22 protein-coding genes are annotated in these 26,336 nt (G+C 58.8%); 6 read left to right on the top strand and 16 right to left on the bottom strand.

Annotation, left to right across the window (positions count from 1 at the left end):
- The first annotated feature begins 10 nt into the window (after positions 1-10).
- From ACR0IP_RS06010 to ACR0IP_RS06000, 3 genes are read left to right on the top strand one after another with little or no spacing between them, the layout of a single operon-like run.
- Entirely contained in the window at positions 11-1,522 is a 1,512-nt protein-coding gene (locus ACR0IP_RS06010) for a CHAD domain-containing protein (RefSeq protein ID WP_480524404.1), read from the top strand.
- Positions 1,523-1,525: 3 nt separating this feature from the next.
- Positions 1,526-2,281 (top strand): ParA family protein, encoded by a 756-nt coding sequence (locus tag ACR0IP_RS06005; protein ID WP_480524402.1) that lies wholly within the window; start codon positions 1,526-1,528, stop codon positions 2,279-2,281.
- A complete protein-coding gene (locus ACR0IP_RS06000; RefSeq protein ID WP_480524400.1) occupies positions 2,278-2,745 on the top strand; it encodes a CYTH domain-containing protein in 468 nt (155 codons plus the stop codon). Before ACR0IP_RS06005 ends, ACR0IP_RS06000 begins: the two co-directional genes overlap by 4 nt.
- Here ACR0IP_RS06000 and ACR0IP_RS05995 read toward each other — a convergent pair.
- The 9 genes from ACR0IP_RS05995 to ACR0IP_RS05955 all read right to left on the bottom strand — a co-directional run bounded on the left by ACR0IP_RS05995 (position 2,742) and on the right by ACR0IP_RS05955 (position 14,273).
- A complete protein-coding gene (locus ACR0IP_RS05995; protein WP_480524398.1) occupies positions 2,742-4,106 on the bottom strand; it encodes a sensor histidine kinase in 1,365 nt (454 codons plus the stop codon). The two genes, ACR0IP_RS06000 and ACR0IP_RS05995, sit on opposite strands and share 4 nt — an antisense overlap.
- Positions 4,099-4,779, bottom strand: coding sequence for a response regulator transcription factor (locus tag ACR0IP_RS05990; protein WP_170376721.1), 681 nt, complete (start codon positions 4,777-4,779; stop codon positions 4,099-4,101). Before ACR0IP_RS05990 ends, ACR0IP_RS05995 begins: the two co-directional genes overlap by 8 nt.
- A 180-nt stretch (positions 4,780-4,959) precedes the next feature.
- Positions 4,960-6,396, bottom strand: coding sequence for a DegQ family serine endoprotease (locus ACR0IP_RS05985; protein WP_480524396.1), 1,437 nt, complete (start codon positions 6,394-6,396; stop codon positions 4,960-4,962).
- Positions 6,397-7,145: 749 nt separating this feature from the next.
- Positions 7,146-7,745 carry a nucleotidyltransferase family protein gene (locus ACR0IP_RS05980; protein WP_480524394.1) on the bottom strand — a complete coding sequence of 200 codons (600 nt, stop codon included), beginning with the start codon at positions 7,743-7,745 and terminating at the stop codon, positions 7,146-7,148.
- A 31-nt stretch (positions 7,746-7,776) separates the two neighbouring features.
- Positions 7,777-10,194 carry a GcvT family protein gene (locus tag ACR0IP_RS05975; protein ID WP_480524392.1) on the bottom strand — a complete coding sequence of 806 codons (2,418 nt, stop codon included), beginning with the start codon at positions 10,192-10,194 and terminating at the stop codon, positions 7,777-7,779.
- Between the two features lie 92 nt (positions 10,195-10,286).
- Positions 10,287-11,594 (bottom strand): HlyC/CorC family transporter, encoded by a 1,308-nt coding sequence (locus ACR0IP_RS05970; protein ID WP_170376728.1) that lies wholly within the window; start codon positions 11,592-11,594, stop codon positions 10,287-10,289.
- A 63-nt stretch (positions 11,595-11,657) separates the two neighbouring features.
- Complete coding sequence (locus ACR0IP_RS05965; protein ID WP_480524390.1) at positions 11,658-12,611, bottom strand: tyrosine recombinase; 954 nt, start codon at positions 12,609-12,611, stop codon at positions 11,658-11,660.
- Positions 12,611-14,134 carry a hypothetical protein gene (locus tag ACR0IP_RS05960; RefSeq protein WP_480524388.1) on the bottom strand — a complete coding sequence of 508 codons (1,524 nt, stop codon included), beginning with the start codon at positions 14,132-14,134 and terminating at the stop codon, positions 12,611-12,613. The genes ACR0IP_RS05965 and ACR0IP_RS05960 overlap by 1 nt, the downstream gene beginning before the upstream one ends.
- On the bottom strand, positions 14,124-14,273 hold the full coding sequence (locus ACR0IP_RS05955) for a hypothetical protein (protein WP_170376734.1): 150 nt from the start codon (positions 14,271-14,273) through the stop codon (positions 14,124-14,126). Before ACR0IP_RS05955 ends, ACR0IP_RS05960 begins: the two co-directional genes overlap by 11 nt.
- A 79-nt stretch (positions 14,274-14,352) precedes the next feature.
- Between ACR0IP_RS05955 and ACR0IP_RS05950 the strand changes: the two genes are divergently transcribed.
- Together ACR0IP_RS05950 and aroB are read left to right on the top strand one after the other, a co-directional pair.
- Positions 14,353-14,940 (top strand): shikimate kinase, encoded by a 588-nt coding sequence (locus ACR0IP_RS05950; protein ID WP_170665268.1) that lies wholly within the window; start codon positions 14,353-14,355, stop codon positions 14,938-14,940.
- Positions 14,941-16,053, top strand: coding sequence for a 3-dehydroquinate synthase (gene aroB / locus ACR0IP_RS05945; RefSeq protein WP_480524386.1), 1,113 nt, complete (start codon positions 14,941-14,943; stop codon positions 16,051-16,053).
- Between the two features lie 9 nt (positions 16,054-16,062).
- Here aroB and ACR0IP_RS05940 read toward each other — a convergent pair whose 3' ends face one another.
- Complete coding sequence (locus tag ACR0IP_RS05940; RefSeq protein WP_480524384.1) at positions 16,063-17,133, bottom strand: site-2 protease family protein; 1,071 nt, start codon at positions 17,131-17,133, stop codon at positions 16,063-16,065.
- A gap of 18 nt (positions 17,134-17,151) precedes the next feature.
- Complete coding sequence (ssb, locus tag ACR0IP_RS05935) at positions 17,152-17,655, bottom strand: single-stranded DNA-binding protein (protein WP_170551198.1); 504 nt, start codon at positions 17,653-17,655, stop codon at positions 17,152-17,154.
- A 203-nt stretch (positions 17,656-17,858) separates the two neighbouring features.
- On the opposite strand from ssb, the gene ACR0IP_RS05930 reads away from it, so the two are divergent.
- On the top strand, positions 17,859-18,437 hold the full coding sequence (locus ACR0IP_RS05930) for a lytic transglycosylase domain-containing protein (protein WP_170660343.1): 579 nt from the start codon (positions 17,859-17,861) through the stop codon (positions 18,435-18,437).
- 81 nt (positions 18,438-18,518) lie between these two features.
- Here ACR0IP_RS05930 and ACR0IP_RS05925 read toward each other — a convergent pair whose 3' ends face one another.
- The 5 genes from ACR0IP_RS05925 to miaA all read right to left on the bottom strand — a co-directional run bounded on the left by ACR0IP_RS05925 (position 18,519) and on the right by miaA (position 26,258).
- Positions 18,519-20,606, bottom strand: coding sequence for a dipeptide ABC transporter ATP-binding protein (locus ACR0IP_RS05925; protein ID WP_480524382.1), 2,088 nt, complete (start codon positions 20,604-20,606; stop codon positions 18,519-18,521).
- Between the two features lie 92 nt (positions 20,607-20,698).
- Positions 20,699-22,162: an ABC transporter permease gene (locus ACR0IP_RS05920; protein ID WP_480524380.1), complete on the bottom strand. Its 1,464-nt coding sequence runs from the start codon at positions 22,160-22,162 to the stop codon at positions 20,699-20,701.
- A 14-nt stretch (positions 22,163-22,176) separates the two neighbouring features.
- Positions 22,177-23,223, bottom strand: coding sequence for an ABC transporter permease (locus ACR0IP_RS05915; protein WP_170376750.1), 1,047 nt, complete (start codon positions 23,221-23,223; stop codon positions 22,177-22,179).
- A 119-nt stretch (positions 23,224-23,342) separates the two neighbouring features.
- Positions 23,343-25,013 carry an ABC transporter substrate-binding protein gene (locus tag ACR0IP_RS05910; RefSeq protein ID WP_170376752.1) on the bottom strand — a complete coding sequence of 557 codons (1,671 nt, stop codon included), beginning with the start codon at positions 25,011-25,013 and terminating at the stop codon, positions 23,343-23,345.
- A 351-nt stretch (positions 25,014-25,364) separates the two neighbouring features.
- Positions 25,365-26,258 (bottom strand): tRNA (adenosine(37)-N6)-dimethylallyltransferase MiaA, encoded by an 894-nt coding sequence (miaA, locus tag ACR0IP_RS05905; RefSeq protein ID WP_480524378.1) that lies wholly within the window; start codon positions 26,256-26,258, stop codon positions 25,365-25,367.
- Positions 26,259-26,336: the final 78 nt, after the last annotated feature.

Raw genomic sequence — 26,336 nt, 5'->3', positions numbered from 1 at the left:
GGGGGAAGACGTGTCGAAGGGAACAAACGGGTTCTTCATCCTCCCCGGCGGGCTTGATCAGGCCGCGTTCGAGCGCGCTTTGCCCAATCACACGGTCGATATCCAGATGGGCACCGTCGCGCCGGTCCTTATGCTCGATTGCCACGATCAATCGCTGCGCAGTTCGGGCCGGGTACTGTTCGAGAGCAGAGGGAGCTTGCGGCTTGTTTCCATGCAGGGGCAGGCCTCCGAGCAGCAGGCCAAGGGCAAGGGGCAATTCGTTCAGAACCTGCCTGAAGGTCCGGTGAAAGCGGCGCTGAGCTGCTTTCCTACTTTACGCGCACTGACGCCAATTGGCACCGGCGAGGTTGAGGAAGGCGCGCTCACGATTCTCGACGATCTGCAAAAGACGCAGGTTCGGGGGCATATCCTGACCTTGCGCACGGATCGCGGGCAGGTAGCGCTTGTCTGGCTGCAACAACTGCGCGGCTATGATCGCGCTTTTGCTGCGGCTTGTGAGAGTCTTGAGGGGATGACTTCGGGCGGCGTCGACGACTTGTTCGACGCTTTGTTCCCAGACATGACGCGTTACCGTGCCAAACCGGAGATTGCGCTTGGTACGCAAGAGCCCTCATTGGAGGTCGCGACGGACTTGATCCGGACCTATCTGAGCGTCGCGCGTCAGAATGAAGCTGGCATAGTGGCGGATATTGATACCGAATTTCTGCATGACTACCGGGTGTCTTTGCGGCGCATCCGCTCAGTCGTGAGCTTGTTCAAAGGGGTGTTTTCAGACCAGCAGACGGCAGAGTTGAAACGGGTTTTCTCAGACCTGATGGCCCCAACCGGGCGATTGCGGGATTTAGATGTCTACCTTCTGGAAAAAGGTATGTATCTCAGTCTCGTACCGGAAAATCTTCATGCCGGTGTGCAGGCCATGTTCGACCGGTTTGAACAAGAGCGCGCGCGGAAACTTTCCCGTCTGTCCCGCCATTTGCGCAGTGCCGCCTACGAAACTACGATGACCGATCTGGCGCAGAAATTTGCAAGCCCTGAAAACCTGATACCCGGGCCGAGCGCTGATCGCGGAGCCTATAGCTATGCCTGTGCGCTAATCTGGAAACGTTATCGCAAGACTTGCAAACTCGCCCGCAGTATTAGTGACGAGACGCCAGACCAAACCGTCCACGACCTGCGGATCGACTGCAAGAAACTGCGCTATCTGATGGAGTTCTTCGGGCCTCTGTTCGACGCGAAGGATTTCAAAACGATCCTCAAGCCTCTGAAAAAGTTGCAGGATAACCTGGGTCTGTTCAACGATTACTCGGTCCAGCAAGAGGCGCTACTGGCGTTTGTTGCTGACCAGAGCACCGCCCAAGGCCGCGTGGACGCGCAGCTTGGTTTGGCGGCAGGAGGGTTGATCGCCGTGCTGGATCAGCGCCAAAAGGCCGAGCGCGCGCGTGTGATCTCAAACTTTCAGCATTTCGACAGCCCGAAGATCCGGCATCTGTTCCGTAGCCTGTTTCATCACACAAAGGAGTGAGGAATGAAGATCATTGCCTGCTACAGTAACAAGGGCGGGGTCGGGAAGACCGCGACCTCGGTTAACCTTGCCTATGCCTACGCGCAGGCGGGTCAGCAGGTGCTTTTGTGCGATCTGGATCCGCAGGGGGCCTCGGGGTTTTATTTCCGGGTCAAGCCTTCGAAAAAGCTGATAGACGCGCGTTTTTTTGAGGATGTTGAACGGTTTACCAAGGCTATTCGGGCCAGTGACTTCGAAGGCCTGGATGTGTTGCCCGCTAACCTGACATTCCGTGACTTCGACGTGTTCCTATCCCGGATGCGCAACAAGCGCTCGCGTTTGAAGAAGGCTCTGGTCGCGGCAGGCAGCGATTATGACGTGATTATTCTGGATTGCCCGCCGAACTTCTCGACCCTATCCGAGAACATCTTCCGCGCTGCTGATGAGATTGTCGTACCGGTGATCCCGACGACACTTTCGGAACGCACCTTCGATCAACTGGTCGGCTTTTTCGACGAGCACAAGTTGCGGAAAAAGAAGCTGAGGGCATTCTTCTCAATGGTGCAGATGCGCAAGATTTTGCATCAGGACACGATGGAGAAGATGCGGGGGCTATACCGCAAAAGGTTTCTGCAGACCTCGATTCCCTTCACCGCGGATATCGAGAAAATGGGCCAGCACCGCGCTCCGGTCAGCACCTATGCTGCACGCAGTGCGGCCAGTGAAGCCTATCAGGCGCTCTATGATGAATTGGAAAACGGGGTGGTTGCATCGAAATGAGCATCGAAATCGAACGCAAATTCGTGGTCGCTGAACTGCCCGATTTGGGTGGAACCAAAAAGGCCGTGGTGCGGCAGGGGTATCTTACGGCCACTGAGGACACAGTGGAGATGCGGTTGCGGCAAAAGAATGGCAGTTATTTCCTAACCCTCAAGGGCGCGGGCGGCCTGGTCCGTGTCGAGCGAGAGGCCGAGATTTCAGCCGAACAGTTCGAAACCTTCTGGCCCGAGACCGAAGGCCGGCGGGTGGAGAAGGTGCGATACACAGGCACGCTGCCGGATGGGCATGTGTTTGAATTGGATGTGTTCGAAGGCGATCTGGCGCCGCTGTGTCTGGTTGAGGTCGAATTCACCTCAGAGCAAGATGCGAAAGGCTACACGCCGCCTGCGTGGTTCGGTGCGGATGTGACCGAGGATAAGCGTTATAAAAACAAGAACATGGCGATCAACGGACGCCCGAGTTAGCGCGCCAGTTTCAGCGTCGTTTCGAGGCCGGGATCGCAGTTGCGTGCCTCGAACGCACCCCCATGCATCCGTGAGATTGCGGCCACCAAGGCAAGGCCCAATCCGGCATTGCGCTCTGTCCGCGCGGGGTCGAGCGTAACGAAAGGCTGTTGCAAGCGAGGCAGGTCCTGTTCCGGAACGCCGGGTCCTTCATCGCGCACGCTGACTCGGGTGCAGGTGGTGTCCTCTGCAAGGGATACGGTGATGGTCGAGTCCTCTGGCGCATAGCGCAACGCGTTGTCCAGAAGGTTGGACAAGGCTTGCGACAGAAGGGGGCGGTGACCTTGGATGGGGCTGGCCCTTCCTGTAACTTCAAGTCGGACATTCTGGTCTGCCGCAACCGGCTCATAAAGGTCCACAACATCCGCGACCAGTTGGTGCAGATCGACATCCTCAAACTGTTCGCGCCCCAGCCCGGCTTCGGCGCGTGAGATTTCGGTCAGTTGCCCTAGCACACGCAAGACATGATCAACCTCGGTGGTGGCCCGAGCGATGTCGATCTCGCGGTCCAGATCGCTTTTGTCCGGGTCAGACAGCGCCTCAACCCGTTGTTTCAACCGGGAAAGAGGGGATCGCAGATCATGTGCGATCGAATTTGAGGTTGTGCGCAGGTTGCTGATCAGCTCTTCAATCCGGTCGAGCATGGTATTCAAGGTGCCGGCGACCTGATCGAACTCATCACCGGTGCCGCGTATAGGCATCCGGCGAGACAGATCGCCCGAGACGATATTCTCCGCCGTGCTGGCGATGTCGGACAGGCGCGAAAACACCAGCCTGGTGAACAGCCATCCGGTCAACAGGCTGAGGAGCAGGGCAATCCCAAGTGCCAGTGCGACTGACCGCAGCAGAACCCGGTCGAACTGCTGACGGGCAACGGCATCACGCCCGACGATAAGGCGCTCGCCACCGGGCAGGCGGATCGAGGCGGCAGAAACGGGCACCAGCTCGTCATTGTCGGCGCGGCGGACCTCGAGATCGACCCAGCCACTGCCCGCGGTGATGTCCTCGGGCCATTGCTTGAGATTGCCCGCCAGTTTGTTGCCGAACCGGTCGGTCAAAAGATAAAGCGCGTCGCGTTCCGAGGCACTGGGCAGGCGGCGTTCGATGGCGGTGATAAGGCCAATGAGACCGCGCCTCTCATATTCATCTGCAAGTCCGGTCAGTTCCGCCGAGACGACCGAGCGTGTCTCGGATTCGATGCTGCGATTGGCTGTCACATAGACCAAAGCCAGAACCGTCGCCGTCAGAATGGTGCTGAGAACCATGCTGGCGACGACAAGTCTTGTTCTGGAATTATTTACCGAAAGCCGAAGGTTATCCATCAGACATCATGTAACCCGCGCCCCGGACGGTTTCAATCAGCGGTACATCTCCGCCTTCGTCCAGTTGACGCCGCAGTTTCGAGATGTGGACGTCCACGACGTTTGTGTTCGGGTCGAAGTGATAGTCCCAAACGCCCTCAAGCAGCATGGTGCGCGACACAACTCGGTTCTTACGACGCAGGAAGAATTCAAGGATTTGGAACTCTCGCGGGGTCAACGAGATCTCGTGCCCGTCGCGTGTGACCTTGCGGGTCAGCAAATCCATCTCAAGGTCCTTGCAGGTCAGGGTTGGTGTTTCTTCGGCGTCCTGCGGGCGGCGCAACAGCGCCTCGATCCGTGCATGAAGCTCCTGGAACGAGAACGGCTTGACCAGATAATCATCCGCACCGGAGCGTAGACCTTTGACGCGTTCATCAACGGCGCTCATGGCAGTCAGCATAAGGACAGGCGTTTTCAGCCCGGCAGCGCGCATGGATTTGATCAGGGACAAGCCATCCAATCCGGGCAGCATCCGATCCAGAACAATGGCGTCAAAACCTCCGTCAGTGGCGTGATACAGACCTTCGCGGCCATCTGCGGCAACCTCGACCACATAGCCTTCTTCGCTGAAACCCTTCGCGATGAAGTCCCGTGTATCTGCGTCATCTTCGACGATCAGCAGGCGTCTGCTCATGATGGAGGCTCCTTTCTATTCGAATTTAAACACAATTTTTGGCCAAAGCACACGGCCTTAGGAAAACACGAGCCGGGTGCGTCCTTGCGCACCCGGCACGCCCGGCGAATTGCGGACAAACCAATCCGCCAGGAGGCGCGCACCAGATCTCCCCATCATGTGGCGCGCGCGGGCCTGAGGTCAGACGATTTCAACCGCCACGAAGATCTGGTTGCCACCGCGGTTGATCAGCACGAGGGCAGGGTCGGTCTTCTCGCTGTCCAAAGCCGCCTTGAGGGCATCCGGCGATGCGGTCTCCTGACTGCCCAGCTTGACGATCACATCGCCGCGCTGCAGTCCGGCCTTCGCGGCAGGGCTGTCGGGCTTCAGATCGGTCACGACAACCCCATCGATCCCTTCGCCAACACCCATTTCGGCACGTGCGGCCTCGGTCAGAGGGGCAACGGTGACACCGAGCGATGTACCCGAGACCTCGGCCTCGACGGGCGCGTCGTTCTGAGCAGATGCAGTCTGGTGTTGGCCGATGGTCAGCTCCATCTGCTGCTCGGTGCCATCCCGAAGGACGGTCAGAACGCTGTCAGTGCCCACTTTGGTGGTGCCCACAAGGATCGGCAGGTCGCTGCTGTTGTCCACGGGCTCATTGTTGAAGCTCAGGATCACATCGCCTTGCTGCAACACACCATCCGCCGGGCTGTCGGTCACGACATCGGACACCAGTGCGCCGGTTGAAGCGTCGATGCCCAGTGCGGCCGCCAACTCGGGGCTGACATTCTGGATCGAAACACCCAGCCAACCGCGGCTGATTTCCCCGTCATCGCGCAGATCAGCCGTGATGTGATCCACGATGTTGGAGGTGACGGCGAAACCCAACCCGACCGAACCGCCGCTTGGCGAGTAAATGGCTGAATTCACGCCGATAACCTCGCCCTCCATGTTGAAAAGTGGGCCACCCGAATTGCCTTTGTTGATGGCGGCATCGGTTTGGATGAATTCGGCGTATGGTCCTTGCGAAATATTGCGCCCTTTGGCGGACACGATGCCGGTGGTGACGGTGGAACTCAGACCGAAGGGATTGCCGATGGCCACGACGTCTTCACCGACACGGATCACGTCGCTGTCACCCAGAGTCACCGCTTGCAGCTCAGCCTCAGGCTCGATCTTCAGGACGGCGATATCGGTTAACGGGTCGGTGCCGACGACCTCAGCGTCATACGTGCGATCGTCGCTCAGACGGACGGTGATGGTTGATGCATTGTCGACCACGTGATGGTTGGTGACGATGTAACCCTCGGCATCCAGTACAAAACCGGAGCCCAGACCCTGGGACGGACCGCGCTGTGGCATGTCGAAGCCTTCGGGCGCGCCGAACCTTTTGAAGAACTCACCAAAGGGGTGGTTTTCCAGATCAAAGTCCTGACCCCGAGCAGGCGTCGCGACCGCGTCCTGTTCGGCAATAATGGTCACAACCGAAGGCGAGACCGTCTCGACCAGATCGGCCAGCGCTTCATCAGCCATCGAGGGCAGGGCCGTTGTGGCCAGAAGGGCTGCGCCTAAGGCACTGGCGCCAACCCAGCTGGATTTGCGCGGAAAAAGTACTGAGGATTTACGGATGCTCATTTTTTGTCTCCTGTTCACGTCGCGCGAATTGAGGCGCGCGTTGAAACAGCAAATGAACCTTCAATCTGTGTCTTTCCTGACTGATGAATTAAGAAAACTTAATTTTGCCACAAAGCAATTGTTCCGTGTCGGCGGAGCGCTGTTGGGATTCGCGGATTCAGGCCTGCTGACGCACTGCGAATCGGAGGATTGTTGCTGAATTGGCTGTCAAACTTTGAATTTGGTTGAATTGAATATTGAGCATGAACAAACGGCGGATCGTTTGGCGGCGTTTTTAGTCACTCTACCTAAAGTAGAAGGTAGCCGAAAAATATTCTGGCGATGTAAACTATATTCTTGCAATTACATGGTTATTATTGAATAAGACCACGTTTAATCGGACCGTTTTCAATGCTTCTGCCAACGGAAATCCCCTTAAGGTTGATCTTGACGCGACGGGATGTTGCCCAAAAACCAAACTGAGACGTCCCTAGTTAACCGTTTCTTCTAATTTTACGTTGTTTCGAAGGATCGGATCAGCAAATATAAACATGCCCAAGTGAGGGGGAGCCAAAGGCACTAGGGGGTGCCCGTGGCTTGCTCAGTCTTAAAGCGCTGGTGGCATGTTAACGAGGGGGTCTTGTTTAGGTTTTAGCTGCTGTACGCCTAACCACCTGTATAGGTGATTTGGTTTAGCTTTATTGATTGCTGAAAGTGGTAGTCCTGTTTTGGGCACACGACCCGGTCTTTAACGACCGGGTCGTGTTCATTTACGACCCTCGTTTTCTGAGCCAGTCCGCCCATGCCTCGGGTGTGTCGAGGTCTAACAGAGCATTGTCGCCGGGAAGACGTGTGAGGTGAGCCTTGTCCTTGTGCGCGCGAATGACGGATTGGGCACCTTGATCTCCAGTCAGCTTCCGAAGTTCTGGAAAAAGCTGGCGATCAAAAAGCACTGGATGACCGGGCTTGCCAGCCGACGTGGCCCCGCGCCAAATCAGATTATCGGGATTGGCGCGTCTCGCGTTCTTCACAGCTCTTAGGTCGTTCGAGGTTAACTCAGGTAAATCCGCCAGAAGAACCATGACAGCCGGCGCAGCGTCATCCACCTGGGCCAGCGCACCGCGTAGGCTGGCGTTCATGCCTTCTGCCGCATCCGCAATTGGGACCTTCTGCACATCCAAACCGTCCAGCGCGCCGTAGCGAGCATGAGGGCGGGGAGGAAGCGCAACGATCACCGGTCCGACCTCCAAGGCTGTCATGGCAGATCGCCGCAAAAGGGGCATGTCGTCGACCGCCTGTAGCAGTTTATCTGCACCGCGCATGCGTCGCGATTGTCCTGCCGCAAGCAGTATGGTGGGTATGTCTGTCATAGGGGCAACATGCCGTCCGGTTGCAGTGTTGTCAGCCCCTCATTCGGTCGCCATCAGGATCAAACAGCGGGGTGGAGATCACCCGTGCAGCGCGCATCTGGCCGAGGATTTCGATCTGAACCTCCAGCCCGTCCGTGATGCGGTCCGTCGGAAGGAACCCCATCGCGACCGAGGTTTGGGCATAGTGGGAATAGCCGCCTGAGGTGCAAAAACCGACGACCTCTCCGTCCAGCCATATCGGCTCGTACGCGTTCACATCCGCATCTTCGGCCTCGACCTCGAAGGCGACCAGTTTGCGTTCTGTGCCACCGTGCTTTTCTGCCTCGGCCGTTGCGCGGCCAATGAAATCTGTGTTCTTGGCGAAAGAGATGAACCGGTCCAGTCCCGTTTCTGCCGCTGTGTAGTCAGGAGAGAACTCTCGCATCCACGAGCCAAAGAACTTGTCCAGACGCAAGGACATTATGGCGCGCATTCCGAAAGGCACTATCCCATGGGGTTGCCCGGCCTCCCACAAGGTCCACCAGAGCTGTCGTTGCGCCATTGGATCGCAATAGATCTCATAGCCCAGATCGCCGGTGTAGCTGACCCGCTGCACGAGGCAATCGGTCATAGCGATCGTCATTTGACGCACGTCGAGGAACCGGAGGGTCGAGACATCCTCGCGCGTGCAGGCGGCCAGAACCTCAGTTGCACTAGGGCCAGCGATTTGGAAGCCATTCAGCTGGTCGCTGATATTACTGATTGAGACGCCCTCGGCGGCGTTCTGCTGAAACCAACGCATGTGATAGGCTTGGCTACCGTATGAGGCAGTCAGGCGGAATTCAGTTTGACTCAGGCAAGACACAGTGAAATCGCCGATCAGCTTGCCCTTCGGTGACAGCATTGGGGTCAGGGAGACGCGACCCGGCTGAGGGATGCGCCCCGCCATGATCCGATCCAGCCAAGCGCGGGCATTCGGGCCTGAGATGCAATACTTGCCGAAATTGTGGACCTCGTTGATCCCTACACCTTCGCGAACAGCGCGAACTTCGCGCCCCGTGGCGTCGAACGCGTCCGAGCGTCGGAATGAGGGGGTTTCATAACCCGGCTCGTCGCCTTGCGCGAAATAGTTGGCAACCTCCAGCCCGTATTGCTGGCCCCAAACCGCGCCCAGATCGCTGAAGATGTCATACATCGGCGTGGTGCGATTGGGGCGCGCGGCGGGCAGTTCCTCGTTCGGGTAGGCGACGCTGAACCGTTTCTGATAGTTCTCAATGACCTTCGGGCGGGTATAGCCGGGGCTGATCCAGTCGCCGAAGCGGGCGACATCCATGGCGAAGACGTCGCGCTCCGGCTCGCCTTCGATCATCCACTGCGCAAGCGTTAGACCAACGCCACCGCCCTGGCTGAACCCGGCCATGACACCGCAAGCAGACCAATAGTTGCGCATCCCGGGCACCGGACCGACCAGAGGATTGCCATCGGGCGCAAAGGTGAACGGGCCGTGGATCACCGATTTCACCCCGGCCTCGGCCAGAACAGGGAAGCGGTTATAGGCGAACTCGATACTGTCGGTGATCTTGTCGTAGTCGTCGGGCAGCAGTTCATGCCCGAACTCCCACGGCGTTCCGTCCACGGCCCAAGGCTTGCAGGGTTGTTCGTAGAACCCGATGCACAACCCGCGTGCTTCCTGCCGCAAATAGCTTTCGCCGGCGGGGTCCATCACATGCGGATGCTCGCCGCCCGCGTCGATGATGGCCTCGATCTGAGGGATCGAGTCAGTGACCAGATATTGATGCTCCATCGGATGTAGCGGGAAATAGATGCCCGCCATCGCGCCGACCTCACGCGCCCAGAGGCCGCCTGCATTGACGATATGTTCGGCGTGGATCGTGCCCTTGTCGGTTACCACATCCCAGGTGCCATCCGCCCGCTGGTTGGTTTCGCGCACCATGCAATGGGTCTCGATGGTGGCTCCGCCCATCCGAGCGGCCTTAGCATAGGCATGGGTCGTGCCCGATGGGTCCAGATGCCCATCCAGCGGGTCGTAAAGCGCACCGATGATTCCGTCGGTATTGGTGATCGGTGCGATCTTCGTGATCTCATCCGGGCCGACGATTTCGGTTTCCAGCCCCATGAACCGGTGCTTGGCGCGTTCGGCCAACAGCATGTCGAACCGATCCTGATTGTCAGCCAGCGTCACCCCGCCAACATGGTGCAAGCCGCAGGACATGCCGGTGATCTCTTCCAGTTCCTTATACAGGCGGATCGTATAGCCCTGAAGCGCCGCCATGTTGGTGTCGCCGTTCAGCGTGTGAAACCCGCCCGCCGCGTGCCAGGTCGAGCCCGAGGTCAACTCGGACCGTTCCAACAGCATGACGTCGGACCACCCCAGTTTGGTCAGGTGATACAGAACCGAGCAGCCAACAACGCCGCCCCCAATGACCGCCACGCGGGTTTGCAGTTTCATGAAAGACTCCCAGATTTTCTGGAAGTCTGACCGGAGGCTCCGGGGGTGCAAGTGTAAAAACGACAAATAATGTCGCGCACATCATCCCGCGCTTAGAGAGGTCTGATCTTCAGCTCTGTCACCCGGTTGCCCTCGCGCGCGGTGACCTCGAACCGGAACCCATGGAAGGAAAATACCTGACCGACCACGGGGATCATCTGCGCCTCATGTATCACAAGGCCAGCGACGGTGTTCGCCTCTTCATCTGGCAGGGACCAGTCGAGGGCGCGGTTGACGTCGCGGATGGTCATGGCGCCTTCGACCAGAAACTGGCCATCCTCGGTGCGGGTCACGGGAACCTCTTCTTCGATATCGAACTCGTCGGCGATTTCACCAACGATTTCTTCGAGAATATCCTCAAGCGTGATCAGGCCGCGCAGCGATCCGTATTCGTCGACGACTAGGGCAAAGTGGCTGCGAATGCGCAGGAACTCTCGCATCTGGTCGTCCAGAGTGGTGGTTTCCGGTACGAAATAGGGATCGTTTGCCACTTTGGTGATGTCGAACCCGGCCAAACGGTCCGAATTGCTCTCGGATCCGCCGACCTGCGCATACATCGCGCGGAACAGGTCTTTGGCATGAACCACGCCGATGATGTTCTCGGGTTCGTCACGGAAGACAGGCAGGCGGGTGTGGCGGCTTTGCAGGCATTGTTCCAGAATGGCATCCGGCTCTGCATCGGCGTCGATCATCTCGATGTTGGAACGGTGGAGCATGATCTCCTCAACCGCCCGGTCGCCCAGATCCAGCGCGCCCAGAATGCGATCGCGGTCTTCTTTCTCGACCACGCCTTCCGAATGGCCCAGCTGCAAAGCACCGGCGATTTCTTCCCGCACGGCGAGGATGTTGCTGTCTGGGTCGATCTGGACTCCGAAAATACGCAGCACACCGCGGACCAACAGGCGCACCGCGGCCACAATGGGCGAGAACACGGTGACGACAACGCTGATGATCGGGGCCACGGCAGAGGCGGCTTTTTCCGAATTGGTGATGGCGTAGGTCTTGGGAAGGACCTCGGCAAAGATCAGAACCAGTAGGGTCATGACCAGCGTGGCCAGCGCCACGCCGCTTTCACCGAACAGTCGGGTGAACAGGGCCGTCGCCAACGAGGCCGCGAGGATGTTCACCAAGTTGTTGCCTAGCAGGACCGAGCCGATCAGCCTCTCATTGTCATCGGTGATATCGAGCGCCTTTTGCGCCCCGCGAGAGCCTTTGTCAGCCTGTGCCCTCAGCTTCCCTCGGGACGATGCGGTCAGCGCTGTTTCTGAGCCTGAGAAAAAGCCCGAAAGGACAAGCAAAAGCAGGATAGCGCCAGTGGTAAACCAGAATGCGCCGTCGATCAGAGAGGATGTGGGTTCCATCGGTCCTTGGTTGTTCGTGTTTCTGCACCCGTTATGGGGATGCGCACCCTTGCAATCAAGGGGTTAGCCCTTGCTACCCTTGTCTTTCGCCAGCGGGTGATGTTCCAGCACCAGTTCAGACAGTCGTTCATCCAGCACATGGGTGTAGATCTCGGTCGTCGCGATGTCTGCGTGACCCAGTAAGGTCTGGATTGAGCGCAGGTCGGCCCCGTTTGCCAGCAGATGGGTGGCGAAGGCATGGCGCAACGTATGCGGCGTGACCTTTTCGGGCGAGACACCGCCCTGAACCGCCAGCTCTTTGACCAGCAAAAAGAACCTGTGCCGGGTCAGGTGCCCGGATTTGCCGCGCGACGGGAACAGGAATTTTGAGCGGGTGCCGCCTTTTTCAACACTTGCATCCTCGGCCTTGTCTCGTTCTTCAAGCCAAACGGCCAGCGCATCGCGGGCCGGTGGGGACAAGGGGACCATGCGTTCCTTGCCGCCCTTGCCCAGAACCAGCAACATGCGGGGATCGCCGCGGGCTGACGAGACGGGCAGGGAGACCAGCTCCGTCACCCGCATACCGGTCGCGTAAAGAAGCTCCATCAGGCAGGTGTTGCGGATACGGTCGGCCGGGCTGCGTCCGGTCTGGCGAGCGGCCTCGAGCAGACGGTCGACCTCGGGGACGTCCAGCGTTTTGGGCAGCTGCTTCTTGCGGCTCGGGCCTTTGATCTGAATGGCCGGGTTGGCCTCGCGCCAGCCTTCTTCGAACGCGAACCGGTAGAGTTGTTTGATCGCCGACAACCGCCGGGCGCGGGTCGCGCGGGAGAGTCCCTGCGCATCGCAGTCAATCAGATAGGCCTCGATCCGATCCCGATCGGCTTGCTCGAAACTGGTTTTGCGATTCTCCAGCCACGCGGCGAAATCCTTCAGGTCGCGCCCATAGGCCAACAGAGTATTGGTGGCCGCGCCCAATTCGGCGGCCTGCGCCTGCAGGAAGGTTGAAATCCACAGCTCTTCTGATGCCGGGCCGCTCATCATCCGCGCTCGTTCAGGATCAATAGGTTCAGCGCGGCGCGACGGGCGGTTTCCTCTAGCCCGACACGACGGAAGGTCGCGATGGCTGCGGTCATATCCACCAGATTGCCGCGGGCACCGTGGGCAAACAGCTGCATCGCCTCCAAAATCGCCTCACCGAGTTGGCCATTGTCTAAAAGGGCCTTGATATCCGACGGTACCGGCGCGGCCCAGGCGAACCCTTGCGCGACCGCATCTGCCAAGGGTGACGGCGAAACAGCGCGGCCCGGATCACCCTGCGCCAAGGCCGCCAGGAACTGCGTCTCAACCGCTGTGTCCGGCGCTTGCATTGCGGCGCGTTCGTAGAAATCCGAGAGCATCAGGATACGCCAGCGCAGAGCTTCCACTTCGGCCCCCTGCAATTCGACCCCATAGAGGCGTTCGGCGAAGAGATCGGCAAAGGGCACTTCAAGCCCTACGCTACGCATCTGTTTCCAGACGAGGGGAAGGGTCTTGCTGATCGCCTCGACATTGCCGGTTTCAAGGGCGGTTTCGAACTGCTGCACAGCGGCCACCCGATCCCAAACGGCACCTGATGCTGCCGGAGAACGCTCGGTATAAAGACCAAGCAACTGGTTCGGAGTTAGCGCGCCAATACGGGTCAGGCGCTCGGCGGCTTCGATCTGCGCCTTCCAGCCTGCCACATCGCGCAGGTCGGCATTGGCGAAGGCCCGCGGCAGAGGGGCCGAGGGCAAACGCTCCCCAATGGCCTCAAACAACCTGAAGCTCAGTGGATCTGGGCCCTCGGGCTGCGGCAGGTAAGGCGCGTCCTCAAAAATGTCGGGGTTGAGAAAACGGTCGAGCAGGTCCAGTTCCTCGGGCGGCAACAGCTCTAGCGCGTGGGCGGCCTCAAGCGTCAAAGCGGCAGAGGGCCAATCCCCCCGGCGGGCCTTGCAGAAGATCTGGGCCGCATAGTCTTTGGACAGGTTTGGCTGGGCAATCAGCGCTGTACAGCTGCGATCTTCGTCTCCAGTCAGAAGCGTTGCATCAAACCAGCGTTCGAACCTGGCCTGCGTGTCCGTGGGACCGGCCAGTTGCACCAGTGACTGCGCCGGGTCCGCCGCGCCGAGCTGCATCAGCCGATCCAGGCGCGCCAGCAACAGCGTCTCTTCCCCAGACGCGCCGCCCGGCGCGCGGGCCTCGGACAGCAGAAGCGTGAATAGCAACCGCTGCATCGCGGGGTTATGCTTGACCGGAATACGGGCGATCAGTTCTGAAATCCGCTCGGGGTCGCTGCCATGCCAGAGGTCGATGGGTAGCCCGGTGACACTCGACGACACCAGACCGATCGGCTGCGACAGCGCGTCAAGTGGCGTGACTTCAACCGCGGGCTGGCCTCCGTTCTGCGCGACCGGAGGCTCCAGCAGCACCGTGCCCGGCAGGTTCTCGGGCGGGTCGTTCAGCCAATCAATCGCAGTCAGCGGCTGCTGCGCCTGCGCTGCTCCGGCCAGAGACAGCGCGACCAACACATGCTTAATCGACATCCAACGTGACCGGTTCACGGATTTCGCTTTGCGGGGCCGAGAAATCGGCACCGAAATATGGACCCACATAAGCGTAGGCCACCAGCCCGATGAAGGCCAGGCAAACAATATATATCAGGAACTTGATCAGACGGCCCATGGCGCCACGCTGCCTCAATTTTTGGTTTTGACCAAGTTATAACTGGCATTTTTCTTAAGATCACGTCATTCACGGTTAAATGAGCGAAATTAAGCATAACACTCACGTTGCAACGACACATGGCGGGTTTGATCTACACAAAACCGTTGTTCTTGTGGGCATGATGGGGGCCGGAAAGACCGCTGTGGGGCGCGCATTGGCCGCGCGGCTGGGTGTTCCTTTCCTCGATAGCGACGCCGAGATCGAATCAGCCGCCAACATGACCATCCCTGAGATTTTCCAGCGGGACGGAGAGCCGTTTTTTCGCGCCAAGGAAACACAGGTTATCGGTCGCTTGCTGGATGAGCAGAAAGGTATTCTATCGACGGGTGGCGGTGCGTTTTTGTCGGAGGGCAACCGCGACATGATCACCGAACGGGGTGCCTCGGTCTGGTTGCGGGCGGATCTGGATGTGTTGTGGAACCGGGTGCGGCACAAGGATACGCGCCCGTTGCTGAGGACTGATGACCCTTATGCGACGTTGAAGGCGCTGTACGAGGCGCGCGTGCCGGTCTATGCCGAGGCCGATCTGACGGTGGCCTCGGATGGTGAGACCTCGATCGACAATATGGTGGACCGCGTGGTCGACGCCCTGTTGGCGCGACCCGATGTTTTGGAACGAAATTAGATGCATCAAACCGTACATGTGGAATTGGGCGAACGCTCGTATGACGTCGAGATTGGCCCGGACCTGCTGGCGCAAGCTGGCGCTCGGATCGCGCCTATGCTGCACCGTCCGAAAGTGGCGGTTCTGACTGACGAGAACGTCGCGGCTTTGCATCTTGAGGCCTTGCGCGACGGGCTTGCGACCGCGGGGATCGAGATGTCCTCACTCGCCTTGCCCGCGGGTGAGGCGACCAAAAGCTGGCCGCATTTTGAGCGCGCGGTTGAATGGCTTCTGGCCGAAAAGGTCGAGCGGCGGGACATCGTCATTGCCCTTGGTGGAGGAGTGATCGGGGACCTCGCAGGTTTCGCTGCCGCTGTGCTGCGCCGTGGCGTGCGTTTTGTTCAGATCCCGACCTCGTTGCTGGCGCAGGTCGACAGCTCGGTTGGTGGCAAAACCGGGATCAACGCGCCGCAGGGCAAAAACCTGATCGGAGCGTTTCATCAACCCTCCTTGGTGCTGGCCGATACCTCGGTTCTGGGCACCATGACCCAGCGCGATTTCCTGTCGGGCTACGGAGAGGTGGTCAAATACGGGCTGCTGGGCGACGCCGATTTCTTCGAATGGCTTGAAGGTAATGGGACCAAGGTCTCCTCAGGCGATATGGCCGCGCGGGTGCGTGCCGTGACACGCTCGGTTCAGATGAAAGCTGACATTGTCGCACGCGACGAGACCGAGCAGGGCGATCGCGCGCTTTTGAACCTCGGGCACACGTTCTGCCACGCGTTGGAGGCCGCGACGGGGTATTCCGACCGGCTGCTGCATGGCGAAGGCGTTGCCATCGGCTGCGCGCTGGCCTTTGAATTGTCGGCACGACTGGGCCTGTGTTCGCAGGAAGACCCAAGCCGAGTGCGGGTGCATCTGAAGGCTATGGGGATGAAAACCGATCTGGCTGATATTCCAGGTGATCTTCCCGGAGCCGAGGCCTTGGTGGACCTGATGGCGCAGGACAAAAAGGTGATCGACGGTCAGTTGCGTTTCATTTTGGCGCGAGGGATCGGTCAGGCCTTTGTCACCTCGGATGTCCCGCGTGAGGCCGTTCTGTCGGTGCTGGAAGACGCGTTGGCATCCGTCTGACGAAGGCGATCAGCGCCCTCGGATAACCATCAACTCACCGATGTTTTCACGGGTGATATAGCCGATCATAAGCCCGGTGCGATTGATCACGGCGACCGCCGGCGCGCCTTTGTGCAACCCGTCCAGAACCTTTGCCAATCCGGCGGTCAAGCCGACCTGCGGGATGTTACGCTCCATGATCGAAACGGCGGGGTCAGAGCGTGGGTGATCGCCCGCCAGCGCCTTGAACAAGTGATCTCGGGTTACGAAGCCCTGCAGGTGGCCTTTGTCGTCCAGAACCGGAAACTCATGTTGCGTTGTATGGATCACGGCCTGTGCGGCTGTATTCAATGTGTCCTGAGGCGATAGCGCGTGGAATTCTGTAATCATTGCGTCGCGCGCCAAAACATGCCGCGTGGCCGAGCGAAGCGCCACATCCTGACTTTCCGCATTGGCCGCGAAGAACACAAAAACCGCAATCACGACGAGGATCGGATTACCTGAGCTGAGCCCGTAAAATCCGAGCCCAACGGCAAGCACCTGACCGCTCAGCGCCGCGATGCGCGTGGCTGTGACGCGGTCCAGACGAAGGCAGAGGAGGGCCCGGAAAACGCGACCTCCATCCATCGGGAAGGCGGGGATCATGTTGAACGCGGCCAGCAGAAGATTGATATAAGCGAGACGGTCTAGCATCCCGATATTTGCGGAATCGATCTGGCTGATCGCCTCAAAGGGCATCCCGGCGCCAAACCCCACCAGAACCAACCAGATCGCGACATTGACGGCCGGACCAGCAAGAGCCACCCACACTTCTTGCATCGGTTTTTCCGGCATACGCTCTAACCGGGCCAGACCGCCGATGGGCAACAGGGTGATGTCAGGAGTTTTGATACCAAAGCGGCGCGCCATCAGGGCGTGACCGAACTCATGCGCCACGACACAAGCGAATAGGGCCAGCACGAAGATCAGGTTCTCCATAGCTGCGGGCCAACCTCCGCTGGAATAGGCCGCGAATCCAACCCAGGCCAGCAACAGGAAAAAGGTGACATGGACCCTCAGTTCGGACCCGAGAAGTCGGCCGAGAGCGAAGGACCATGCCATGTTGTGTCTCCGTTTCGTTTAGAACGGAATCTCGTCGTCGTCGATTCCGCCCGATGCCGGGGCAGGTGAGCCGGACGGTGCGCCATAAGGATCGCCATAGCCGCCACCGGCCTGACCACCGCTATAGCCGCCCGACTGACCGCCACCATAGCCGCCGCCACTGCCTTCGCCGCGGCTGTCCAGCATCGTCAGTTCGCTGCGATAGGGACGCAGGGCAACTTCGGTCGTGTATCGATCCTGGCCCGACTGATCCTGCCACTTGCGGGTTTCAAGCTGGCCTTCGATGTAAACCTTGCTGCCTTTGCGCAGGTATTGTTCTGCCACCCGAACCAGCGGTTCAGAAAAGATGGCGACCTGATGCCATTGCGTGCGGTCCCGGCGTTCACCGGTGTTGCGATCTTTCCATGTCTCGGATGTTGCAACGCGCAGGTTGCACACTTTCCCGCCATTCTGGAACGACCGCACCTCAGGGTCGGCACCAAGATTGCCGATCAGAATGACCTTGTTAACTGAACCCGCCATGTAGTTCCCCGTTCTGTATTGATCTGCATGCGCCGAATCTGGCGCTGAATATGCCAGAGACCCTATACGGCCTGCATCAGGGTGAAAACACGTTGATGACACAGTGTCGGACAAGAATCTGCTTGCCCCGTTCTGCACGCTTTTAATTCAGGCGGCGGGACCATATACTCCGCTTGTTTTCGGATCGGGCAGGATAGGCATTTATGCGGTCTTTGGTTTTAGGTTTTGTCGGTGTATGTCTGCTGCTGACCACGGCCCCGGTGCAGGCCCAGACACTGTCTACCAAGAATAGAAAAGACATTTTCCTCAAACAATCCAAGGTGTTGGACTCACGCGCGGCGACGCAGTATCGCGGGTCTGAGCGGCTTAAGCCGAAAGTGGCGCAAGGGCGTTTCGACAAGCGCTATACTGGGAAGTACCGTGGAGAATACCTGAAGCTTGCCCGCCAAGCCGCCCGCCAACACAACATCCCGGAAGAGTTGTTTTTGCGTCTGGTGCAGCAGGAAAGTGGCTGGAACCCCGCAGCGAAGTCTCACAAAGGGGCCCTTGGTCTGGCGCAGCTGATGCCGCAGACGGCCCAGCTTTTGGGTGTAAACCCCCATGACCCCAAGCAGAACTTGGAAGGCGGCGCGCGATATCTGTCGTGGCAATACCGCAAGTTCAAGTCGTGGCCTTTGGCGCTGGCGGCTTACAATGCAGGTCCCAAGGCCGTTGAAAAACACGGCGGAATTCCGCCTTACGCGGAAACCCAGAATTACGTGAAGGTGATCTGGGGCGGTTAAGGCGCACAACAGTTAAATTTGACAGTAGTATTCAACGAAAAAGGCCGGTCTGTGACCGGCCTTTCAAGTTCGTACAAGCGCCTATTCAGCGGCGATTTTGATCACAGGTTCCATTCGGGCCAGGACATCCTCGGCCAAATGGCATTTGACCTGATGCCCGTCGGCCAAAGTCTTCACAGGCGGGACATCTGATTCACAACGCCCGTCCGGCACCTCGGATTTCCAACGGCAACGCGTCTGGAACGGGCAACCCGGCGGTGGGTTCATAGCCGACGGAATATCGCCCTCCAGCACGATATGCTGTTTCTCGATCGAGGTATCTGCAATCGGAACCGCGCTCAGCAGCGCTTCGGTGTAGGGGTGATACGGGGGCGAGAAGACCTGATCGGTCGTTCCCAGTTCGACCACGTGGCCGAGATACATCACCATCACACGGTCGCTGAGATAGCGCACGATCGACAGATCATGGCTGATGAACAGCAAGGTGGTCTTGTGTTCGCGCTGGATCTCCATCAGCAGATCGGTCACGGCCGCCTGCACCGACACATCCAAGGCCGAGACCGGCTCATCCGCCACCACGATCCGTGCATCACCCGCAAAGGCGCGCGCGATACCGACACGCTGTTTCTGACCACCCGAAAGCTGTCGCGGCATCCGGTCCGCGAAGGCGCGGGGCAGTTTCACCAGATCCAACAGTTCCAGCATGCGCTTCTTGCGCTCAGCCTCGGAATTGCCGACCCCGAAAATCTCAAGCGCGCGGATGATCTGTCGCCCGACAGTCATGGAGGGGTTCAGAGTGTCAAACGGGTTCTGGAACACCATCTGCACTTCACCCACGGTCTTGGCGTCGCGTTCTTCGATCGGCACGGCCTCGATATTGCGGTTGTCCAGCAGGATTTGCCCGTCGGTCGCCGTTTCGAGCCCCATAAGAACCTTGGCGAAAGTGGATTTACCGCAACCGGATTCGCCCACGATGGCCAGTGTCTCAGACTCATGGGCTTCGAAACTCAGCGTCTCGTTGGCTTTGACCACTTTGGTCGTACCGCCTCCAAACAGAGCGTTGGCCGCCACCTCATAGTATTTCTTGAGGTTGTCCATCTTCAGAACGGTCCGACCGATCTCGCCCTTTTCCTTTTGCTCTCCAACGGTGATCGGCGCGTTCCAGTCGATCTCTTGGAACTTCAGGCAGCGCGTATGGTGGCGATCATTGCCGGGCACCGCTTCCATGAGGATGCTCTGAGCGTCACAGCGACCCTCTTCGAAATAGTCGCAACGCGGGCCGAAATTACAGCCCGGTGGACGTTCATGCGGCAGAGGGAAGTTCCCCGGAATGGCCACCAGCGGACGCGCGTTCTTGTCGGCCCCGGGCAGGGGGATCGACCGGAACAGCGCCTGCGTATAGGGGTGCTGCATCTCGTCGAACACATCGTGGATCGATCCGCGCTCGACCGCTTCGCCCGAATACATCACGCACAGTCGGTCGCAGGTTTCCAGAACCAGCCCCAGATTGTGTGAGATGAACAGCATCGAGGTGCCGTATTTCTTGCCCAGATCCTTGACCAGTTCGACCACGGCGGCCTCAACGGTCACGTCCAGCGCTGTTGTGGGTTCGTCCAAAATCAACAGGGCGGGCTTCGACATCAACGCCATCGCAATGACGATCCGCTGCTGCTGACCGCCGGACAACTGGTGCGGGAAAGAGTTCAGCATCCGCTCGGGGTCGGGCAGGCGCACATCCGTGACGACCTCCAGCGCGCGCGCATAAGCCTCTTCCTGACCAACGCCTTCATGGATCATCGGCACTTCCATCAACTGTTTGCCGATCTTCATTGCCGGGTTCAGCGAGGCCATCGGCTCCTGGTAGATCATTGCGATCTCATTGCCGCGAATGTCGCGCAATTCCTCGGTAGTCATCTCACCGAGATCGCGCCCCTTGAACTTGATCGAGCCGCCAACGATGCGCCCGTTCTTGCCCAGATCCTGCATGACACCCAGCGCCACCGTAGACTTACCGCAGCCGGATTCACCAACCAATCCTACAGCCTCACCTGGCTGCACACTGACCGAGAAATCCATAACGGCGGGAATTTCCCTCAGTCGGGTGAAAAACGAAATCGAAAGCTTGTCGATCTCCAGAATAGGCCCGTCATAGTCCGCCAGTTTGTTCATCTTGTTACTCCTCGCGAGAGTCCGGGGGATCCCCTTCATCTGGCTAAAAATACCTCGGGGGTCCGGGGGCAGAGCCCCCGGCCTTGATCACATCAGTCCTTCAGACTTTCTTCGCGCAGACCGTCTGCCAGCAGGTTCAAACCCAGAACCAGTGACAACAGGGCCAAAGCGGGCGGAAGGGCAGGGTGCAGATAGATCGAGAGCAGCTTGCGCCCTTCGTTGATCGTCGAGCCCCAGTCCGGGCTTTCGGGCGGCAAGCCCAGCCCGAAGAAACCCAAAGTCCCCAGAAGGATGGTGGTATAGCCAATCCGCAGACAGAAATCGACGATCAGCGGACCACGCGCGTTGGGCAGGATCTCCCAAAGCATGATATACCACGGACCCTCACCACGCGTCTGGGCCGCAGCGACGTAGTCGCGGGTTTTGATATCCAGCGCCAACCCGCGCACGATGCGGAACACCGTGGGAGAGTTCACGAAGACCACCGAAACGAACACGACCAGAATACCGCCCGGAATGTCGAACAAATCCAGATAGGTCGGCAAACCCCAGACGCGGTAGCTGTCTGTGCTGATGATGTAGCCTCCGGTCGAAATCAGCGACAGATAGAACCACAGCGCCACGCCCAGAACGCCGATCAGCAGAGGTGTTCGGAAATTCGGACGCGTGTAGTAGCGCGAATTCAGCAGGACACCGAGGAAGATGATAGGGAAGACAAACAGGATGGCTGCCATATAGTTCGGCACACCGGTCGCTACGATCTCGGGCGTCACCAACAGGTAGAACAGCAGGATCACGGGGAAGGCGAGGATCAGGTTTGCCAGGAACGACAAAAGCGTATCCAGACGACCACCATAGTACCCGGCAGGCAAGCCCAGTGTAATCCCGACCATAAAGGCAAACATCGTAGCCAGTGGGGCGATCTGCACCACGATCCACGCGCCCTTGACCATGCGGCTGAATACGTCGCGGGCCAGGTTATCTCCGCCCAGAAGGTACCAGGCGTATTCGCCGTCCTCCAGATTGGGCAACGGCGTGCCGGGCACTTTGTTTTTCATGCCCGAGATTTGTGCCAGCGGGTCATGGGTCACAATCAGATCAAGCGCGCCAAAGATGCCGGTGAATACCCAGAACATCACAAGGCCAAAGCCGATCATGCCAATAGGGCTGTCGAACAGCTTGCCGTAAAGGCCCAACTTGCGTTTGAACGCGATTGACATCGCATACAGTATGATTAGTGAAAGCCAGACGGGCAGGAATTGCTGCGAGATCGCACCAATTATCCCGGCGCTAGTGCCCATCAGGATGCCCAGCACGACATAGGCGACCGCGATCACTACGCTGGCCATAAAGCTATAGCGCAGCGCGGCCTGTATCATGTTTCGCAGGCCCGAGCTTGACGTCAGTGTACCGTCAGGGTTCACCGTCATCTGATCCTCGGGCAGCACAATGCTGGCCAGCATCCAGACGACTATGGACAGGGCCATGACCCCCAGTGCCAGCGCGAGTAGCGGGTTGAGGAAGGCGATAGAGCCGGTCCAGGTAAGTGGTTCCATGATCTGACCCTCCCTTAAGAAATGCGAATGCGCGGGTTGAGGTAGACATAGCCGATATCCGAGATCAGCTGCGTCACCAGCACAACAAAGACCGATACGACCGAGATCGCCAACAACAGCTGGATGTCATTGTTCCCCGCCGCCTGCACCAGCGCCCAGCCAAAGCCCTTGTAGTTGAACAGGGTCTCGACGATCACCACGCCATTCAGCAGCCATGGGAACTGCAACATGATGACGGTGAACGGCGCGATCAGAGCGTTCCGGAGCGCGTGTTTCATGACGATATTCGGGAACGAGACACCTTTTAGGCGCGCAGTGCGGATATATTGCGCCGTCATCACCTCGGTCATCGAGGCGCGGGTCATGCGGGCGATATAGCCCATCCCATAAAGCGCAATGGTCAGCACGGGTAAGAAGAAGTTCTCAAACGTCGGGTTCTCCATCGCCTGCGTCGCCGTGCCCTTGAACCACTTTAGGCCCACAGCGGATGACGTGAAGATCGCGATGAAGATCACGCCCGAGACGTATTCCGGCGTCGCGGTGGTTGTAATAGCAAAGGTAGACAGGGTCCGGTCCGTAGCCGACCCTTCTTTCATCCCAGCCAGAATGCCAAGGATCAGGGCCGAGGGGACCATCAGCAGCATCACCCAGAACATCAGCCGGCCGGTCAAAGCGAGCCGGGTGCCGACGACGGTTCCGACTTCTTCTTTGAAGACTGTCGAATACCCCCAGTAGCCCTGAAGGATTCCGCAGAAATTAGGAGACTCTTCGGCGGTTTTGCCCGGTAGAATGCATCGGCCCTGAACTGTGCCGTCCTCATTCGTGTGCCGGTATGAGGGCAGAACGCCCAGCCATTCACCGTATTTTATGGGCGTCGACTGAAGGTATCCGCCTTTTTCTAAAAAGCTCTCGACCTGCTCATCCGACATCCGGAAATTGCCCTGCGTTTTCGCTAGCTTTTCCAGGTTCGGGTAGAGATTGGTGAGGAAAAAAACCAGGAATGTCAGGCACAATGCTGTCAGCAGCATAATCCCCACACGCCTTAAAATGAAAAGTCCCATGTTAGCCCCTGTTGGTCGGCTGGCGTGGACGGCATTCCGCCTCACGCGTTGCTATTCTTATGGTCGCCGTATTGAGGACGAAGGGCCGCGTCAGTGTGGCGCGGCCCTTGTGTTTTGGGTCAGGAGGTCAGGCCGAACTTGTAAAGCTGCGGCAGGTCCGCGATGTGCTTTTCGACGCCGACCATGTTGTCGCGATGGTGGCGCATTGCAGTCCGCCAGTAAGGCTGAATGACAACACCTTCGTCGATCATGATCGCCTGCAGCTTCGCCATTACCTCGCGGCGCATGTCGACATCAGCGAGCGAGTTCGCCTCGGCCAGCAGATTATCGAACTCTTCGTTGGCAAAGCCGGATTCGTTCCACGCAACGCCCGACTTGTAAGCCAGCGCCAGAACCTGAGTGCCCAGCGGGCGGTGGTTCCAGTTGGTCGAGGAATACGGGTACTTGGTCCAGTCATTCCAGAAGGTCGAGCCCGGTAGAACCGTGTGCTTGGCCTTGATGCCCGCGTCGTTCAGCTGAGCGACAACCGCCGCAGTGGTATTCCGGCGCCAGTCATCGTCGATGGACTGCACTTCGTGCTCGAAATCACCCATACCTGCTTCGTCCATCAGCGCTTTCGCGCCGGCCGGATCGTAAGGTATGCGGGTCACAGCCGAGTCAAACTCGGGGTGCATCGGGCCCACATGGCAGTTCTCGGCAGGGATGCCGTAACCGGACATGCCGAGTTCAAGACAAACCTCGTTGTCCACGGCCATTGCGAGGGCCTGACGGACTCGCTTGTCGCCGTAGATTTTGTTGCCGTCCGCATCTTCAGCCAGCTGGTTCGGGCGGATGACGATGGTAAAGCCCGACGGGATTTCCGAGCGAACAAGACCGATGCCGTCGAAGATGTCGACGAACTCACCGACCGACTCCCAGTTCATGTCGATCTCTTCGGCCTCATAAGCGGCCAGGAAGGCGGCAGGGTCGGTGCCATAATCGATGAATTCGATACGGTCGATATAACCGCCTTTGCCCGCTTCATAGCCCCACCAGTCGAAGCCCTCGTTGCGGACCAGAACGCCCTTTACGCCAACCTCGTGGCTTTCGGGGATCATGAAGCCTGTGCCAACCGGGTTCGACAGCATGTCATTTGCGTCAAAGCTGCTGTGGACGATGGCACCCGGATAGTCCGCCATGCCGGGGATGATGGTGATGTCCGGCGCGTTGCACTTCAGTTTCACGGTGTGCGAATCGACCACGGTAATTGCGCCATCAGCGGCTTTCTGGGTGCTCTCATCGACCAGCGACGCCATGCGCGAGGCCATCGAGTTGCCTTCCAGCGACGCATCGCACCAGCCTTCGATGTTGCGAGCCACGTCTTCGGCGGTGAAGTCGTCACCGTTATTCCACTTGACGCCCTTGCGGACGTTCAGCGTGTATTCAGTGGCGTCGTCATTGGCTTCCCAGCTTTCCAGCAACATGGGCTTGAACGTACCGTCGTTGTTGTACTCGACAAGATACTCCAACCAGCCCGCCGTGAAGGTCGCAATCTGCGTCCAGTCATAGGTGCGTGGGTCTTTGAGGGCGCGGACTTCCATCTGATAACGGATAGTGCCGCCTTGCTGCGGCTCAGCTGCCGCTGCTGGTGATTGCAGACCGATCATGCCGTAGGCGACCGGAGCGGCAACGCCCAGTGCGGTGACGCGGGCCATAAACTCACGGCGGCTCAGATTGCCGTCGCGGTATTCCTGGGCGTGCATCTCTGCGGCCCAGTGCACCGACGTTCCCTTTGTTGTATGGTTAGTCATGAATGTCTCTCCCTGTGACATATTTGTTTTTTTGCATGGAATGAACGAACCTAGCCGGCGTTTTTCAGGCCAAGGCGAAGGTCGAAGGGTTCGGTTTTTTGAACGTTGGAATTCCCCATGTCGGTATTCGGCAACAGATTCCGAAGGACGTCAATGTTCGAATGCGGCATGAAGAGCAAAAAAACGACATGTCTGGGCGGTTGTTGCACGTCACTTGCCCAGTGTTTCTTACCCATTCCCGACGCAGGACATACCGCCAATTCTTGAAAGCCAAGCGCCGTAAGTACCGGAAATATAGGTTCATTCCGGCGGGCGGCCAGATTGGATGCGGGGAATCAACCGGGTTTCGTATCAGTTTGATAAATCGAGGTGATTCCACGCCTTCATGCGCGCCCTGAACCACGTGCGCTGGCGTTTGGCAAACTGACGGGTTGAGATCGTGGCCCGTTCGCGCGCTTGCTCCAATGTCATTGTGCCTTCCAGATAGGCCATGAGTTCCGGCACCCCGATGGCCTTGCAGGCGGGTAGCGACGGATCATAGCGGTCGCGCATGGCCGCAACCTCGTCCAAAGCGCCGCTCTCTAACATGTGATCGAACCGCCGGGTTATACGGTCCAGTAGCCATATTTTGTCGACGTCAAAGACGATGGGCACCGTGTCCCGCAGGGCCAGCACAGGCGGCGGAGTGTCGTCTTGCCAGGATGCAAGGCTGCGTCCGGTTGCCTGCTGAACCTCCCACGCGCGCTGAACGCGGGCGCGGTTGTTTGTGTCCAGCCGGGTCAGGGTTTCAGCATCCACGCCCGACATCAGCCGGGCCAAGTCCATCTGATCGGCATCCTGACGTACATGCAGGGGCGTCGGAGGTATCTCGGCCATTCCTTCCGTCAAAGCGGTGAAATACAGCCCGGTGCCGCCGACAATGATCGGGCGCTGGCTGCCCGTCAGCAGTGGTGTGACTTCACGCAGCCAGTGGCCAGTGGAATACTCCTGATCAAACGCGACGTGACCATAGAGGCGATGCGGCGCGCGGGCTTCCTCGTCCGGCGAGGGGCGCGCCGAGATCACCTGCCAGCAGTCGTAAACCTGACTTGCATCGGCGTTGACGATCACCCCTCCGAACCTTTCGGCAATGCGCAGCGCCAACTCGGACTTGCCCGAGGCTGTCGGGCCAGCGATCAGAACCGGCTTGTCATCCGGTATCTCGGGGAGCCGGTCCCAAATCGATGCGGTGGGGTGATTGGTCATGGTCCCTCAGTATCCGCATTGAACCTGCGGTCGTTTTGCTTCATTTTGCGCCGGAAAATAAACCCGTGCCAGCCCGGA

Source organism: Ruegeria sp. AL11 (genome assembly GCF_056540865.1).
Note: the sequence above shows the minus strand (reverse complement) of the source record. Positions and strands in the feature narration are given on the sequence as shown.

Bases quoted from the DNA above. Each gene is read 5' to 3' on its own strand.
- ACR0IP_RS06005 (WP_480524402.1), top strand. From the start codon at position 1,526: ATGAAGATCATTGCCTGCTACAGTAACAAGGGCGGGGTCGGGAAGACC.
- ACR0IP_RS06000 (WP_480524400.1), top strand. From the start codon at position 2,278: ATGAGCATCGAAATCGAACGCAAATTCGTGGTCGCTGAACTGCCCGAT.
- ACR0IP_RS05995 (WP_480524398.1), bottom strand. From the start codon at position 4,106: ATGGATAACCTTCGGCTTTCGGTAAATAATTCCAGAACAAGACTTGTC.
- ACR0IP_RS05990 (WP_170376721.1), bottom strand. From the start codon at position 4,779: ATGAGCAGACGCCTGCTGATCGTCGAAGATGACGCAGATACACGGGAC.
- ACR0IP_RS05985 (WP_480524396.1), bottom strand. From the start codon at position 6,396: ATGAGCATCCGTAAATCCTCAGTACTTTTTCCGCGCAAATCCAGCTGG.
- ACR0IP_RS05980 (WP_480524394.1), bottom strand. From the start codon at position 7,745: ATGACAGACATACCCACCATACTGCTTGCGGCAGGACAATCGCGACGC.
- ACR0IP_RS05975 (WP_480524392.1), bottom strand. From the start codon at position 10,194: ATGAAACTGCAAACCCGCGTGGCGGTCATTGGGGGCGGCGTTGTTGGC.
- ACR0IP_RS05970 (WP_170376728.1), bottom strand. From the start codon at position 11,594: ATGGAACCCACATCCTCTCTGATCGACGGCGCATTCTGGTTTACCACT.
- ACR0IP_RS05965 (WP_480524390.1), bottom strand. From the start codon at position 12,611: ATGAGCGGCCCGGCATCAGAAGAGCTGTGGATTTCAACCTTCCTGCAG.
- ACR0IP_RS05960 (WP_480524388.1), bottom strand. From the start codon at position 14,134: ATGTCGATTAAGCATGTGTTGGTCGCGCTGTCTCTGGCCGGAGCAGCG.
- ACR0IP_RS05955 (WP_170376734.1), bottom strand. From the start codon at position 14,273: ATGGGCCGTCTGATCAAGTTCCTGATATATATTGTTTGCCTGGCCTTC.
- ACR0IP_RS05950 (WP_170665268.1), top strand. From the start codon at position 14,353: ATGAGCGAAATTAAGCATAACACTCACGTTGCAACGACACATGGCGGG.
- aroB (WP_480524386.1), top strand. From the start codon at position 14,941: ATGCATCAAACCGTACATGTGGAATTGGGCGAACGCTCGTATGACGTC.
- ACR0IP_RS05940 (WP_480524384.1), bottom strand. From the start codon at position 17,133: ATGGCATGGTCCTTCGCTCTCGGCCGACTTCTCGGGTCCGAACTGAGG.
- ssb (WP_170551198.1), bottom strand. From the start codon at position 17,655: ATGGCGGGTTCAGTTAACAAGGTCATTCTGATCGGCAATCTTGGTGCC.
- ACR0IP_RS05930 (WP_170660343.1), top strand. From the start codon at position 17,859: ATGCGGTCTTTGGTTTTAGGTTTTGTCGGTGTATGTCTGCTGCTGACC.
- ACR0IP_RS05925 (WP_480524382.1), bottom strand. From the start codon at position 20,606: ATGAACAAACTGGCGGACTATGACGGGCCTATTCTGGAGATCGACAAG.
- ACR0IP_RS05920 (WP_480524380.1), bottom strand. From the start codon at position 22,162: ATGGAACCACTTACCTGGACCGGCTCTATCGCCTTCCTCAACCCGCTA.
- ACR0IP_RS05915 (WP_170376750.1), bottom strand. From the start codon at position 23,223: ATGGGACTTTTCATTTTAAGGCGTGTGGGGATTATGCTGCTGACAGCA.
- ACR0IP_RS05910 (WP_170376752.1), bottom strand. From the start codon at position 25,013: ATGACTAACCATACAACAAAGGGAACGTCGGTGCACTGGGCCGCAGAG.
- miaA (WP_480524378.1), bottom strand. From the start codon at position 26,258: ATGACCAATCACCCCACCGCATCGATTTGGGACCGGCTCCCCGAGATA.